At 68.3% G+C, this 13,471-nt stretch carries 18 protein-coding genes; 12 read left to right on the top strand and 6 right to left on the bottom strand.

Features of this window, described 5'->3' with window-relative positions; translation table 11 throughout:
• Together E1J50_RS06410 and E1J50_RS06405 are read right to left on the bottom strand one after the other, a co-directional pair.
• Positions 1 to 1,118: DUF2254 domain-containing protein (locus E1J50_RS06410; RefSeq protein ID WP_132251575.1), on the bottom strand; the 1,118-nt coding region annotated here is incomplete at its 3' end.
• Positions 1,115 to 1,657 carry a DUF421 domain-containing protein gene (locus tag E1J50_RS06405; protein ID WP_132251573.1) on the bottom strand — a complete coding sequence of 181 codons (543 nt, stop codon included), beginning with the start codon at positions 1,655 to 1,657 and terminating at the stop codon, positions 1,115 to 1,117. The genes E1J50_RS06405 and E1J50_RS06410, both read right to left, overlap by 4 nt.
• 239 nt (positions 1,658 to 1,896) lie before the next feature.
• Between E1J50_RS06405 and E1J50_RS06400 the strand changes: the two genes are divergently transcribed.
• Both E1J50_RS06400 and E1J50_RS06395 read left to right on the top strand, forming a co-directional pair.
• The gene (locus E1J50_RS06400; RefSeq protein WP_132251570.1) at positions 1,897 to 2,457 is read left to right on the top strand and encodes a recombinase family protein; all 561 of its coding nucleotides are present in this window, start codon (positions 1,897 to 1,899) and stop codon (positions 2,455 to 2,457) included.
• Between the two features lie 3 nt (positions 2,458 to 2,460).
• The gene (locus E1J50_RS06395) at positions 2,461 to 2,868 is read left to right on the top strand and encodes a type II toxin-antitoxin system PemK/MazF family toxin (protein WP_132251568.1); all 408 of its coding nucleotides are present in this window, start codon (positions 2,461 to 2,463) and stop codon (positions 2,866 to 2,868) included.
• A 308-nt stretch (positions 2,869 to 3,176) separates the two neighbouring features.
• On the opposite strand, the gene E1J50_RS06390 is transcribed toward E1J50_RS06395, so the two are convergent.
• Positions 3,177 to 3,467 (bottom strand): hypothetical protein, encoded by a 291-nt coding sequence (locus tag E1J50_RS06390; RefSeq protein WP_132251565.1) that lies wholly within the window; start codon positions 3,465 to 3,467, stop codon positions 3,177 to 3,179.
• 299 nt (positions 3,468 to 3,766) lie between these two features.
• Between E1J50_RS06390 and E1J50_RS06385 the strand changes: the two genes are divergently transcribed.
• The 4 genes from E1J50_RS06385 to E1J50_RS06370 all read left to right on the top strand — a co-directional run bounded on the left by E1J50_RS06385 (position 3,767) and on the right by E1J50_RS06370 (position 6,167).
• Positions 3,767 to 3,982 carry a ribbon-helix-helix protein, CopG family gene (locus tag E1J50_RS06385; protein ID WP_132251563.1) on the top strand — a complete coding sequence of 72 codons (216 nt, stop codon included), beginning with the start codon at positions 3,767 to 3,769 and terminating at the stop codon, positions 3,980 to 3,982.
• Between the two features lie 305 nt (positions 3,983 to 4,287).
• Positions 4,288 to 4,749, top strand: coding sequence for a hypothetical protein (locus tag E1J50_RS06380; protein ID WP_132251561.1), 462 nt, complete (start codon positions 4,288 to 4,290; stop codon positions 4,747 to 4,749).
• A 457-nt stretch (positions 4,750 to 5,206) separates the two neighbouring features.
• The gene (locus tag E1J50_RS06375) at positions 5,207 to 5,848 is read left to right on the top strand and encodes a division plane positioning ATPase MipZ (protein ID WP_132251559.1); all 642 of its coding nucleotides are present in this window, start codon (positions 5,207 to 5,209) and stop codon (positions 5,846 to 5,848) included.
• The gene (locus tag E1J50_RS06370; protein WP_132251557.1) at positions 5,835 to 6,167 is read left to right on the top strand and encodes a hypothetical protein; all 333 of its coding nucleotides are present in this window, start codon (positions 5,835 to 5,837) and stop codon (positions 6,165 to 6,167) included. The genes E1J50_RS06375 and E1J50_RS06370 overlap by 14 nt, the downstream gene beginning before the upstream one ends.
• Before the next feature lie 97 nt (positions 6,168 to 6,264).
• On the opposite strand, the gene E1J50_RS06365 is transcribed toward E1J50_RS06370, so the two are convergent.
• Together E1J50_RS06365 and E1J50_RS06360 are read right to left on the bottom strand one after the other, a co-directional pair.
• A complete protein-coding gene (locus E1J50_RS06365; protein WP_132251555.1) occupies positions 6,265 to 7,371 on the bottom strand; it encodes a hypothetical protein in 1,107 nt (368 codons plus the stop codon).
• Positions 7,368 to 7,607, bottom strand: a complete 240-nt coding sequence (locus E1J50_RS06360) for a helix-turn-helix domain-containing protein (RefSeq protein ID WP_132251553.1) — start codon at positions 7,605 to 7,607, stop codon at positions 7,368 to 7,370. The genes E1J50_RS06365 and E1J50_RS06360 overlap by 4 nt, the downstream gene beginning before the upstream one ends.
• Positions 7,608 to 7,716: 109 nt before the next feature.
• On the opposite strand from E1J50_RS06360, the gene E1J50_RS06355 reads away from it, so the two are divergent.
• On the top strand, positions 7,717 to 8,037 hold the full coding sequence (locus E1J50_RS06355; protein WP_132251551.1) for a hypothetical protein: 321 nt from the start codon (positions 7,717 to 7,719) through the stop codon (positions 8,035 to 8,037).
• Between the two features lie 10 nt (positions 8,038 to 8,047).
• Entirely contained in the window at positions 8,048 to 8,287 is a 240-nt protein-coding gene (locus tag E1J50_RS06350; RefSeq protein ID WP_132251549.1) for a hypothetical protein, read from the top strand.
• A 164-nt stretch (positions 8,288 to 8,451) separates the two neighbouring features.
• Here E1J50_RS06350 and E1J50_RS06345 read toward each other — a convergent pair whose 3' ends face one another.
• Positions 8,452 to 9,192 carry a transcriptional regulator gene (locus tag E1J50_RS06345; protein WP_207919158.1) on the bottom strand — a complete coding sequence of 247 codons (741 nt, stop codon included), beginning with the start codon at positions 9,190 to 9,192 and terminating at the stop codon, positions 8,452 to 8,454.
• Positions 9,193 to 9,785: 593 nt separating this feature from the next.
• Here E1J50_RS06345 and E1J50_RS06340 point away from each other — a divergent pair.
• The 4 genes from E1J50_RS06340 to E1J50_RS06325 are packed head-to-tail and all read left to right on the top strand — an operon-like array spanning position 9,786 to position 13,462.
• The gene (locus tag E1J50_RS06340) at positions 9,786 to 10,295 is read left to right on the top strand and encodes a hypothetical protein (protein ID WP_132251547.1); all 510 of its coding nucleotides are present in this window, start codon (positions 9,786 to 9,788) and stop codon (positions 10,293 to 10,295) included.
• Complete coding sequence (locus E1J50_RS06335) at positions 10,295 to 10,927, top strand: hypothetical protein (RefSeq protein ID WP_132251544.1); 633 nt, start codon at positions 10,295 to 10,297, stop codon at positions 10,925 to 10,927. The genes E1J50_RS06340 and E1J50_RS06335 overlap by 1 nt, the downstream gene beginning before the upstream one ends.
• The gene (locus E1J50_RS06330) at positions 10,924 to 11,235 is read left to right on the top strand and encodes a hypothetical protein (RefSeq protein WP_132251542.1); all 312 of its coding nucleotides are present in this window, start codon (positions 10,924 to 10,926) and stop codon (positions 11,233 to 11,235) included. Before E1J50_RS06335 ends, E1J50_RS06330 begins: the two co-directional genes overlap by 4 nt.
• On the top strand, positions 11,228 to 13,462 hold the full coding sequence (locus E1J50_RS06325) for a hypothetical protein (RefSeq protein WP_132251539.1): 2,235 nt from the start codon (positions 11,228 to 11,230) through the stop codon (positions 13,460 to 13,462). Before E1J50_RS06330 ends, E1J50_RS06325 begins: the two co-directional genes overlap by 8 nt.
• Positions 13,463 to 13,471 lie beyond the last annotated feature (9 nt).

Here is a 13,471-nt window from a genome sequence, read left to right as displayed (position 1 = left end):
AGAACTTCCAGCATGCGGATCAGCACGTAGGCTGATCCCGAGGTGTTCTGCCGGATCAGGTGAAACATGGCATCGCACAGGCCTGCGTAGTCCGTCACAGGGTAGACCAGAACGATCCGCCCTTCGCGCTCGACCGCGCCAGTTCTCAGATGACGGGGTGCGATCCGGCAGAGCGCATCGCCGAACCGCTCGATCACGCTTGCTGCCGTGAACGGATCGTTGATGCCGGGCGAAAGGGCGCGAACCGCAATCTCGCTCAGCTGACGGACGGAGTATTCCAGATCCTGCAGGGCGACAGCTCGCCGACCGAACGTCAGGGCGCGGTCCAGAGCCTCGCTCACTCCTTCGGCAGCTCCGCTCACTTCGGCAACCGATGCACCGAACGGGACGTAGTCGCCTGGGCGCACAAGCAGGCGGATGCTCACACCGTGTTCATGCGCGTAATCGGCCAGCTGCGCCGTATCGATCGCCTGCAAGAACTGATTTCCGGTGACGCTGACTGGCAGCCCGTCGATGGGCAGCGCTGGGGGCTGGACGTCTGCTTCGTCGAGGGTCCGGTCGTCGATGGCCTTGCACAGGTCGTGGTGGACCTCGTCGACGACCGTCTCAACGTTGATGCTGGTCGCGATGTGATGAACGAACCAAACCAGGGTGCCTAGACAGAGAAGCGCCAGCACAATCGCGCCGGTGACCGCCAGATGCGGCACGAACTGCGTCTCCTCCACCGTCCTCACCGTTCGCAGGACGATGAGCGCATAGGCGAAGGTGCCCAGAAAGATGCCGAGTGCGATCTGGTTGCGACTGTCGCGCACGAAGTTGCGCAGCAAGCGCGGACCCATCTGGCCGGAGGCGAGGGACAAGGCCGCAATGGTGATGGAGAAGGTGGTACCGGCGACCCCGATCGTGGAGGAGGCAACGGCGCTCAACAGAGCCCGCGCACCCTCTGCACCACCTGAGTACCCCCAGTTGCCGGACGAGAGGTCATGACCCGCAATGTGAGCGCTCTCAAGCCAGACTGCGGCTTGGCCGAGCCCGAGGCTGAGAAGAATGATCAGGGCAGGTCGCAGCCAGAACTGATCCCCGAGGGCTTCCAGCCAAGCGCGCAGGCGTGCGGTCATTGCGAGGGACTTGAACGATCGACGGGAGGAACGCGCTTCACGTTCGCAAGCGTGGCATCTTCAGCCATGCCTTCCTGTTTCTTCAGCACGCTCAGCGATCCATCGGTCTCCAGCACAACAGCGTTGACGCGAGTGGCATCGCTAACCCCTGAAGCCCGCAGTGCCGAGAGAACTTCGTCTTTGGTGACCCTCTGCGCGCGAAGGGCCTGGGTCAGGAACTCGCCTTTGTGCAGCAGCAGGGTCGGCTCGCTCTTGATCAGTCCATTGACCCACGGCACCCGGACGGCAAGCCAAGTGATCGCAAATTGGAAGAACACCAGCAGCGCCATGGCGAGCACGCCTTCGACTAGCGCGACGGACTTGCTGAGCAAGACCGTGGCGAGGGTCGAGCCGAGGGCGACCGTCACCACTAGGTCGAAGGCATTGAGCTTCGTGAGCGTGCGTTTCCCCGAGATGCGGAGGATTGCGACGAGCGCGATGTAGGCCAGCGGTCCGACGAGCGCGACACGTCCAAGACCGCTCCAGCTCTCGAAGATCATCGTGCAGGCCCCACTCCTGCCAAAAGCAGGTCCTTACCGGACGCGCAGCGGCTCGGATTGTTTCCCTTCCAAGTCTCAATGGCCTGCTTTGAGCGCCCGTCGTTCCAATAGGGCTTGCTCTAGCGGACCGGTCCAATCCCCGGTGAAATCCAGTCCACATAAATAGGGTTTGACTTTTGGACCGGATTAGATCCTTATGTCTTAGAACCTATTGGACCGAAACGGACCGGATTGCCCCTATGCTCGTCGGATATGCCCGCACCTCGACCCTAGAGCAGGATGCCGGCCTGGAGGCGCAGGTGCGCGACCTCAAGGCCCTCGGGTGCGAGAAGCTGTTCCGGGAGCAGGTGTCGTCGGTTGGGCCTCGCCCGCAGCTCGCCGCTGCCCTGGAATTCGTCCGGGCGGGTGACACCCTCGTCGTCACCAAGCTCGACCGCCTCGCCCGGTCCGTGCCTCACCTCGGCACCATCCTCGCGGACCTGGAGGCCCGCAGCATCGCCTTGCGGATCGAGAGCCTGGGCGTGGACACCTCGACCCCCACGGGCAAGCTGATGCTCAACGTCCTCGGAGGCGTGGCACAGTTCGAGCGGGAGATGATGCTGGAGCGTCAGCGAGAGGGCATCGCCAAGGCCAAGGCCGAAGGTGCCTACAAGGGCCGCAAGCCCACCGCGCGAGCGAGGGCGGAGGAGATCCAGGCCCTGGCCGCGCAGGGCCTCAGTATGAACGCCATCGTGGCCAAGCTTGGGGTCAGCAAAGGATCGGTGCACCGCATCCTCACCGCGGCCAAGTCGGCGGCCTAGCCGGTGGCAATCGCCTTCGTTCCGCGCCGGGGCCTGATCCTCCTCTGCCACTTCGACATGGCGCGCGTCCCGCCGGAGATGCGCAAGACCCGCCGCGCCGTTGTAGTCTCCCCTCGATCGCACAACCATCGGCACGGCCACGGTCCTGGCCGCTGCCTCGTGGTCCCGTTCTCCGCCTCGCCGCCGCCGCGCCCGACCCCGGGCGACGTGCCGTTCCCGGCGGGGATCTATGCCAGCCTGACCGTCCCGACCTGGGCAATCTGCGCGGCCGTAATGTCCGTGTCCCACGACCGCCTCAACCGCGTCATCGCGAGCGGCGCGGGCCTAGACGAGATCCTGAGCCCGGCGGACATGGAGCGGATCGAGACCGGGCTCCTGCACGTCCTCGGCATGGCCCTGCCCCGGCGTTGAATTCCGGGGCCGGACGGCCCATATTGGGGGCCTATCCCTTCGGGGACCTAAGGGGTCCGGAGCCTTCTTAGGCAACCGCCTCAGCGGTCAAACCGGACCCTAAACGAAGCCCCTGCCAGCGCGAGCCGGTGGGGGCTTTGCGTTTCTGCCCCTTGCCACCGTGCCGGACCTCGGGTGCCCGCCGGAGGGGTAGGCCTGCTCCGGGTCCCTCCGTTCCTCTCAAGGCACGCGGAGACTAGCAGCGCGGGGTCTTTCCAGTGAGGCTGTTCCGAAATCCGGCCTTACACTCTCGGACTAGGACTCCTTGCCTAGTCCGCCTCCTCGGGCGAGGGTTTCCCTTGCAGGACGGGTGTGAGCCTCGGTTGCCCGTGGCTCTCCAGGAAGGCGTTCAGGGCCCGCGTGCCCATGCGTTGCATGGACAGGTTGCCGAGGTGGAGCCCGAGATAGCGGAGGCGTCGCCGGTCGCCCTTGGTCATGAATATGCTGACCTGTCCAAGCTTGCCGTCGTCATCGTGCGGAGTGAGCGGCCTTGGGCCCTCGGATGACATCTCGGCCTCCATCTCCTGCCGGGTGCGCCGCAGATCCTTTTTCTTACCCATGCCGCCTGTCGGCCTCCAGCCCTGTGCCGCCAGCTCCTGAGGCGCCAGGACGGCATCTGCCTTGCCTCCCCACCCCGGCGTTGACCTGTAGCCGCTACGGCCAAGGTACGGTACGGCTTGAGAGATAGGGCGGCGCTAGTCGAATCGGGTGTATTCCCGCCAGGGTCGGCTATCACGAGCCACGCTGGCAGGAGAACATGATGGCTCGTCGCGAAGGGGCGCGCCCGCCCCACGCACGAAAAGCAACGGCCACGGAGCCCGGGGCGGGCGACCCTGGCAGCCAACCGCCGGAGGTCGAGATGTCCGAGGTCGCTACGCAGCCGCCCATCAAGCGCCCGCCCGGTCGGCCGCCGGGCCGTCGAGAGGTCGCCGCCCGGTTCACGGTGCGCCTGGACGGGGCCCGGTACGCGGCCCTGAACCGCCTTGCGGAGACCCAAGGCCGGTCCCTCCATAGCCTCATCCTGGAGGCGATCGACGACCTCGCGCAGAAGCGGGGGCCAGTAGGGCTGTCCTGAGAGGCGGCAAGCGGCCAAGCCTGTTCGACGGGGACCTGTGTCCGCAGAGGCACAGTGGTTAAGGTCCGTTTACGGACACTGGTATAGCACCAAAAAACCCGTTCCGTCGGCCTAGCCGCCGTGCTACGCCTCCAGTGTTCGCAGAATAGCTGTGGACCTGGATTGGCGAACCGTCAGCAATCCGACTCCCATTACTGTTGCATACAAGAGGACATGGCTAATACTCATGGGGGCCGCGTGTCTCGGTCTGTCCAACCCGCGTAATGCTGGATGAACCAGCTCTCTAGGCGTGGGTTCAAACTGTAATGCCGATCACTATGACATCGGACGGCCCTGCAATAAGGGCCGGCGGCCGACTGCTAAAGCTTGTTCGAATGAAAGAGGGGACGGGCGTACTAACAGAAGGCGGGCCAATTCTAATATCTGGCATGATAAGAGCCGTCTTTGTTGTCAACGAAATAGCTCACGATGCCCATATCGAAGAAGTCGAGGACGAACGGACCCGCTTCTTATTCGATACGGGTCCAGAGGCGTACGATATCCTGACCTCTTGGGGCGTCGAGACCGAGAACGACGAGGAAGGGGACCCGCCGGAGGATGACCCGGACAGAGAGGATGACGGGCGCGGCCTGCCCAAGACACTCCCGCCGATCAGCTTCGAACCCGACGACAGCGCCGCACCTGTGTTCCCGCCCATTCCTTCGTCCGCGCTTCCGGCGGCGGTGTCTGCGTTGCTGGCCGAACGCACGGCGGCAATCGCGGCCTGATGCCCCTGGCCGGGGCGCCAAGCGCGCCCCGCCTCTCCGCGCCGCCTTCGGCGATTGCCGCCGGGCGGCCTGCCCCGTCAGGGCGTGCGGGATAGGGCCCGCGTCCGCGGGTCCCTCTGAGGGCTTCGGGACCCACGATGGGTAGCAGCGTGGCCCCTCGCCAGTGAGGCCGCCTCCGAATTCAGGGTTGTCGCCGCGGGGCCTGCGGGTCTCCTGTCGGGCCTCCGGCATCGCGCGGGGGCGGTAGTGCCCTCCTCACGGTAGCGCCGGGCCCTAGAGCCTGGACCTGACATACGCCCTCGGCCACCGACCGGCGTGCCAGCTTAGCTGTGTGCCTGTGTGCCTGTACACTAGTGCACCGATTCGCTGTCACACAGGCACGCCACCATGCCAGCGCAACGGTTCGTTAGCGTAGCAGTGCGCAGGTATGTCAGCCTACCAGCACACAGGGGCGACGATGCGAGTTCTGAGCCTAGTGACCCAGAAGGGCGGCACCGGGAAAAGCGCCCTGGCCGTGAGCCTCGCCGTCGCGGCTGAGCAGGCAGGCGAGCGCGTCGTGATCCTCGACCTCGACCCGCAGGGCACCTCGGCGAGCTGGTATGAGACCCGGGCGGCGGAAACCCCTGCGGTGCTCGATCACAACCAAGTCGGGGCGATCCCCGAGGCCCTGGCCCGCCTCCGCGGCGCCGGCTTCACGCTTGCCATCATCGACACGCCCGGCATCGACAGTCACTCGACCCGCGGCGCGATGCGCGAGGCCGACCTCGCCCTCGTGCCCGTGCGGCCTTCCGAGGCGGACGTAAAGGCGACGATGCCGACTGTGCGCGCCTTGGAGGCAATGGGGCGGCCCTACGCCCTGGTCATCAATCAAGCGCCGACCAACCGGCAAGCCCGCCTTACAGCGGCTGTAAGCCTTCGCCTCAGCACCTCGGGCGAGGTCGTGCCTGTGCCGGTCGCGATCCGGATGGATCACCAATACGCCTACGCCCTCGGGCAGGGCGTCCATGAATACGCCCCCGAAGGCAAGGCCGCCGCCGAGATTGCGGACGTGTGGGCGTGGTCGAGGAAGAGGATGGAGGCGAACGGTGGCAAGGAATAACCCTGCGCTTGAGGCCATAAGGAACGGCACCCCACCCGGCTCGGCAGCCACGGCGGGCACCCCGGCCGCATCGGTGGCCCCAACCGCGGTCCCCGCACAGGGGCTGGCTCCGGCCCCTGTCGAGGCGTTGGCCGCGGCGGCCAAACCCTCAAAGGACGTGGCGAAGGTGATGCTCTACTTGCCCCCAAAGGTGGCCAGGAAGTTCAAGGAAATTGGCTTCGTTGAGGACAGGAAGGCGCACGACGTATACCTCGACGCCCTTGACCTCTACCTGACGCAACAGGGACACGGCGGCCTCAAGGGCGTTACCGAACGCTAGCGCGCTGTCACGCTGGCGCGCTGTCACGCTGGCGCGCTGGTCTACTGTTAGACTAGCGCGCCTGCATACTAGTACGCTGGCGATGTGGCCAACCCCGCTATTCGAGCCAGATCGGGATGTGCCCCGTCCGGTTCGCCCCCTGGAGCGCGGTCCACCGGACGTGGAATGCCTCGTCAAGCGACACCAGTCCCATAGCGGCGTCCTGGAGCTGCCGGACGTGCTCGTACCAAGCCCCCATGATCCTAACAGCGGCGTCGGCGAGGTGCTTGTAGCCGTCGCTGCGCTTGCCCTCGTCGGGATGCTCCCCGGTGGCATAGGCGTGCATCTCGCGGGCGAACGTCACAAGCATGCCGTCAGCCGCCGCCGATAGGTCGGGGCCGTGCCCGGCCTCGTACAGAAGCCCGTAGCAGTCCCGCGTCAGGTTCCACTTGGGGCGCCCGTAGACATCATCGGCAAGGTTCTGGACGCCGCCAGCGTCCGTGGGCGCGTTCGGAACGGCCGTCTTCCTTCGCCGCTGGCGCCGCTCCGCCTCCGTCGCTAGGGCGCCAATCCCGCGCTCAGACGGCCGCAGAGATCCATCCGCGCCCGCGTCGATGATCGAGCGGGCGCGCTCCACTTCCTCGTGGAAGCCCTCTTGGAAGTCGCGAAGGCGCGCCCCTGCGATCAAGGCGAGGGCCCGGGTCGCGTGGGTCCAGTTCAGGTGCTCCGAGAACCGGCGCAGCTCCTCCCCTGTGTGCCCGGCTGACAGGAGATCTTGCACCTCGGGCAAGGACGGATTGGGCGCGAGCGGGATGTGATACCGGCGTGTCAGGTCGAATGCGCCTCCGACCTCCCCTATGTGGCGCGTCATCCTGGAGGCGATGCCGCCGACGACGGTCTCTCCGGAGAACACGCGCAGAGTGAAGGGGTGCGCCTCCTCGAAGGACGCAGCCAGCTCGTTACAGGCGGCCTCGATCCGCCTGATTTGCTCCGCGACGTGGCTGTGCCGGGCGGCATTCTTCTTCCGCTCCTTGGCATCGTCGCTGCGATCCTCCCCCTCATGCTCGGCGACGGTCGCGTTGAAATCCGTGGCGATGGCCTTGATCGCCTCCGCCTTGGCGTCCCACTCGTCATCCGATAGGGGCTCGCCCGCGGCGAGGACGCTCACCATCGTGTCGAGGTGCCGATGCGGTCCCTTAGGCCAGTGCTTCGGGTTCGAGGTCACCGCCAGCCTCGCGCCGCTGTGATCTGAACGCCGCAGGTGTCGCCTTCGATGAAGGTCACTCCGGCTTTCTCCATCGCGAGCCGCATGACCTGGATCGTGGACCCATGGGCTCCGAGGGGGCCCGGCTTGGTCTCCAGCCGCTTGATCGTGGACAGGGCGACCCCCGACGCCTCTGCCAAATCCTTTTGCTCCCACCGGAGCAGCATGCGGGCGGCCCGCACCATCTCGCTCGTCATCGCGCGTCGCTTTTTCGATACTCAGGGCACAAATTAGGTCCTGAGGTGTTTACAAACCTCAGGGCCAGAAAGGTACTCCAGGCACCGATTTACAGCAAGGCCACTCTCGATGCCCCTCCGTCGCTCGATCTCCTGGAACGCCGCCCTCCGCGACCTGCGCGCAGACCGGATGCAGGTCAGCGCCGAGGCGCGTCGGGCCCATTGCCGCCGCGAGGTCTTCGCCAAGCTGGCCGCCAACCGCGCCCGCCAAGAACTGCGGGCCCGTCCCCTCGTCGTGGCGGGCCGGTATGACCGCCGTGCGATCATGGCCGCGGCCGTCGCGCAGGCTCGCCGCGAGGCCACGGGTGATGCCTGGGCGTCCTGCCTCTCGGCGGCTCTCACGGGCGTCTGGCAGGTGGCGAAGGTCGCCCGTCGCGCCGCGGCACACTGAAGGATCGGCGATGCAATCCTCTCCCGAGGTTCCGGCTGTGGCCTTGGGTGGCACCAGCCCGGCCGCCGATGCCGTCGAGCGCCTTCTGGTCCTCGACCTCGCGGGCGCCCTCCAGGCCGCACAGAAGGCCCGCGAGGAGGCTGCGCAGCTCCGAGCCTTCCTGTGGGCCGCCGCGGGCGCTGGCGCCGATCCTCGGCGGCTCCGGGCCCGGGCGGCCGACCTCCTGCGTCTCCTGGAGGAGGCGAGATAGGGCAGGGCCCGCGGGTCCCTCCCGGGGCTTCCTCACCGCACGGGCATAGGCATGCCGGGGGGCCGCCAGTGAGGCTAGTCCGGAATTCAGGGTTGTCGCCCCGACGGGGGCGAGGCCGTTCCGCTGCCTGCCTGCCATGTCCGTCATGTCGAACGGCCGCATGCTCAGGGCGCATGGCCTCGGCTCGGGCCAGCGCCGGCCGCCGCGAACCGCTGTGGGTGCCAAGTTGGCGCTGCCGACCCTGCCCGCGTCCCGCCGGCAGCCCTTGCGCGGGTCCATGCCGGGCGCTGCCGGTCCTTAGTTGTAGAATCTATGCTCGTGGGCTGCGCTAATTTGCACCCACCCCCCTTGGCCGTCTTGGCCCGGTGACGGAGCCACGAGCGCCAGGCCGGCTCGTACAGGCGCACGAGGTTGGTCAGGCTGCGGAACGCGGTCACCCGGCGCTCCTCGACCGCCAGGAGCCCGAGCGCCTTCGCCGCCCGAACAGCGTTGCGTACGGTGGTCTCTGAGACCCCCGCCAAGGCCGCGACGTAGGCGATTGCGAGATCGCAGGTGCCTTCGCCGGTCGGGCCACACTCGGCGGCGATCACGGCCAGCACAGCGTTTTCGGCGGGCGAGAACCTGGCGGCGATGGCTGGCGGCAGGAAGCCGCTGGCGCACCACTTCCGGCGCCGCTCCAGGCTCGCGGACGTGCGGGGGCGGGTGCCCACCGAACGGCGGGCCGAGGGCGCTGCCTTGGCCGCATTCCAGGCCACCTGTCGGGCCGCGATGAGCTGCGACAGCTCCCCGGCCTCATCCTCGGTGATGGCTGCGGCGCCGAACGCCTTCCACACCGCCGACGACACCTCAGGCAGGCGCGTCAGCTCGCACCGCTCGATCGAGCGGCGCATCTCGTCAACCAGCATGAACTCGTAACCTCGGGTTACGAACCCACAGGGTTGCACAGCCTGGCCGCAGGCAAAGCTCCGCCATCGCGAGAGTTGACCATTCTCGCTTGACGAGGCGCCGCGGTTTGGGAGAGGATCAATCCCGCCACAGGATTGGTTCGCCGATCCTCTCCTTCCTCGCTCGCCGAGCTGGAAGCGCGCAGCCCGCCCTGACCCGGCGGGTTTCGTGTTTCTAGACCATAGGACCTCTGGCGAATCCCGACCGCCGGGACCCGCGAGCGCCATCCGACCCGCTTCGTTTCGCGGTGTCAATCATTTCCGGCTCCATCGTTAACGGCCCTCGGCCGCTCCGTTAGGCGGCAACCCTCCTGGCGGGGCCATTCCGGCCGCGTTTCGGGCTGCGCTGTTGCCCGCTTGCCCCTCCATCATCGTGCAGAAAGGGCGCGCGCCGCCCTCCTGCAGGGTCGGGTGCCCGGTGTGTCCGGGTGCCGGCCCGCGGCCCTGTCCGACAACCCTTTGAAAGGCGGAGGGTGGTCGGGAAGCCCCAAGCTCGGCCGTCTGCTTCCATCGTCTCTCGCCGCGCGGGCTCCTCCCCGCGCTCGGAGACGACGATGCCGAAACCTGTCCCGAAGCCCGATACTCCACCGCGCCGACGCCCCGAGGTCTCCCTCCCGGACGGCCTTGCGATCCGTTGGGGCAACCGCCTCGGCGAGCTGCCTTGGGGAGCCGTGCGCCCGACTGGCGCCACGGCCGTTCGGCTGCGCCGCGTGCTTCAGGCCCACGCGGCCGAGCTGGTCCCGCACATCCTGAGCGGCGGCAGCGTCGACGTGAACGGGATGCTGCACGGGTGCGTCACCCGCTACGGCCGCAGCAACGATGCCCGGTTCAGCCGCATGTACCCCGTCGAGGTCGTGGTCACGGTCGACCTGACCTCAGGGGTATGGCGCACCTCCCAAGGGGAGGGCGGCGCCGACGTGCTCTCCCTCGCCCGCTGGTACTGGCACGGCAGCGCCGATGCCGATGCGCGGCACCCGGGCGAGCTGCCGGCCGAGGATCGCCTCCTGGCGCATCTGGGCCTCGCGACGCTCGACGTGTTCGCCCGGATCGGGGGTGCGCAGTGATGCGGCCCGTCCCGATCCTCCCCGCCTTCGTGACGCCCGCCGCCGCCGGCCGCGTGGCTCAGGCCCATGTCTGGTGCCAGCACTGCGAGACGGTGCACAGCCACGGGGCCTTTCCGGGACACCGCGCGGCGCACTGCTACCGCAAGGAATCCCCCTACCGCGCGACCGGGTACGAGCTGGATATCCGGGGCGAGGTCGCCTCCCCCGACGACGTGGTGCCCAAGGCGCTGTATGCCGGTCGGCACCGCCTCCGGAGCAAGCTGGAGGATGCGGCGCCCCTGCTGCGCTCCGCCCTTCTGGCGCCGACGCTCGGGGCCCGCGGGAAGCATCACCTCGAAAAGCGGCTCGGCCGGGTCCGCATCAGCGTGGTCGGCCTGTCCTGGTGGATCGACCTCGACGCCTTCCCCGATGCCGGCGCCAAGCCCCGGCTGCGCGATCGGCCCGACCATGCCGGCCGAGACTTCGTATCCCTGCTCTCGACCCTCTACGGCGTGGCGCGCGGCGTCGTGGGCGTCTGGCTCCTGGAGGTGGCGGCGGGCGTCTCCTTCAACGCGGCGGGCCGGGACGGCATCGCAGCGGCAATCGAGGCGGCATACGCGAGCGAGGCCGAGGGCCGGGACGGTCGCCCATGAAGCGCCGTCGCAGCATCGCCTTCACCCGCATCGCCTCGGCCGCGGCCTACCGCGCCGACGACATCATGCGGTCGTGGCTCCCGGACGGGCGCCGCGAGGGGCGCGAGTGGGTCGCCAAGAACCCAAGACGGGCGGACAGCCGGCCGGGCTCCTTCAAGGTCAACCTGAGCACCGGCAAGTGGGGCGACTTCGCCACCAACGACCGGGGCGGCGACCTCATCAGCTTGGCCGCCTTCCTCTTCGACAAAAAGCAAGATGAGGCGGCCGTCGGCGTCGCCGAGATGTTGGGGCTCGACGCGTATGAGTAGCAACCCCTTCGCCCGGCTCGCCGACGTGCCGGCCCCTAAGGCTGCGGCCAAGGCGAGCGACAAGCCGAAGTTCTCCTCCGTCGTGCCGGTCCCCGATGGCGCGCCGGCCGCCCCCAAGCGGCATCCGCAGCTCGGCGTTCCCGCGGCGACCTGGACCTACCTCGACGGGGGGCGGCGGCTGCTCGGCTACACCTGCCGGTTCAACAAGCCGGACGGCCGCAAGGAATTCCGCCCCCTCGTCGTGTGCACCTCCGACAAGGGGGCGGGGCTCGCCTGGCGGTGGCAGTCCTGGGACGGGCTCGCTCCGCTCTACGGCCTCGACCGCCTGGCCGAGAGGCCCGGCGCGCCGGTCGTGCTGTGCGAGGGCGAGAAGTCGGCGGACGCCGCCGGGAAGCTGCTCCCGGGGCATGTCACGATCGCGAGCGCGGGCGGCTCCAAGCGGGCAGGGCATGCCGATTGGGCTCCGCTGCGGGGCCGGCATGTCACGGTCTGGCCCGATCCGGACGAGCCGGGCGCGGCCTACGCCGCCGCCGCCGCCGAGCGGCTGTACGCGGCCGGCGCGGCGTCCGTCCTCGTCGTGATGCTGCCGGAGCTGGCGTCCGAGCAGGTTGAGGACGGATGGGACGCGGCGGACGCCCTTGAGGAGGGATGGTCGCAGGAGCGCGCGACGGCCCTCGTCGCGGGTGCCAGGCCGGCGGCAAGGCCCGCGGCCCCTGCGCCGGCTGCCGCCTTCCCCGAGCCCGCGGCGCCGAGCGCCGAGGCGTCCACCGAGGACGGGGGCAAGCGTGGCCCGGGCCGCCCGTCCATGCAGGATACCCTCCTGGCAATCGCCGAGGAGTTCGAGCTCTGGCACACCCCGAAGAAGGATGCCTATGCGTCGATCCTGATGCCCACGGGGCACCGCGAGAACTGGCGCCTGCGGTCTGATGCCTTCGCCCGCTACCTGCGTCTGCGGGCGCACGAGGCGTCCGCGCGCATCCCGTCGAAATCGAACCTGGAGGAGGTCGTTGGCCTCCTGGAGGCGCGAGCCATCGCCTACGGCCCGCAGCGGAAGGAATGGCTGCGCGTCGGCCGCCAGGACGGGAAGTTCTATCTCGACCTCGGATGCACCCGCTGGCGGGCCGTTGAGGTCGGACCCCGGGAGGTGCGCATCCTCGACAGCCACAGCCTGCCCTTCGTGCGGCCGGAGGGGCTGCAACCGCTGCCCGAGCCCGAGTTCGCCTCGGATAACAGCCTGCCGGAGATGCTGGCCCCCTTCGTCAACGTGGGGACGGAAACGGACCTTCACCTCATTATCGCCTGGACCCTGGCGGCTCTGTGCGCCTCGGATGAGTTCCCGCTCCTGGTCCTCAACGGCGAGCAGGGCACCGGCAAAAGCACCCTGACGCGGTTGCTGCGGTCCATCGTGGACCCGCATGCGGCCTCGATCCTGTCGCCCCCGAAAGAGGACCGCGACCTCTTCGTGCTCGCGCAGCACACCCACGTCGTGGCCTTCGACAATCTGTCGAAGGTCGAGGGCTGGATGAGCGATTGCCTCTGCATGCTGGCAACCGGCGGCCAAATGGCTTCCCGCTCGATGTACACGGACGCGAACCTCACCATCCTCGACGCAACCCGGCCGGTGATCCTCAACGGTATCCCCGCCCTGGCCGAGCGCCCGGACCTCGCCGACCGCTCCGTAACCGTGCGGCTGCGGCCGGTGCCGGCCGGCGAGCGGCGGACCTCGGCCGACATCAAGCGGGATTGGGAGGCAGTCCTTCCGCGCGTCCTCGGCGCCTTCCTCGAAGCCATGAGCACCGGCCTGCGCCGGATGGCTGAGGTTCGGCTCGCGAACCCGCCCCGCATGGCCTGGTTCGCGAACTTCATGGTCGCCGCGGCGCCGGGGCTGGGCCTTGATGGCGATGCCCTGCTCGCCGCCTACCGGACCATGCTGAGCGAGCTGTCGAGCACCGCCTTCGGCAACAACCCGGTCGCCCTGGCCGTCGTGGCGATGATGGATGATCTGCCCGGGGGCGAGTGGACCGGCACCCCAACCGAACTCCTGGAGGTGCTGTCGGATCCGAAGTGGGCCAAGGAAGAGGTTCGGCGGAGCTATGCCTGGCCCAAGACGGCGCAGGCCCTCGGAACCGCTCTCACCCGCATCGCCCCGGCCCTGCGCGACCGCGGGATTGATGCCCGCTCCAGGCACTCGGGCAAGACGGTTTGGGATCTCCGCAAGCTGACCTGACCCCGGTCC

This window comes from Methylobacterium segetis (assembly GCF_004348265.1).
Lineage (GTDB): Bacteria > Pseudomonadota > Alphaproteobacteria > Rhizobiales > Beijerinckiaceae > Methylobacterium > Methylobacterium segetis.
This window is presented reverse-complemented; position numbering and strand designations above follow the sequence as displayed.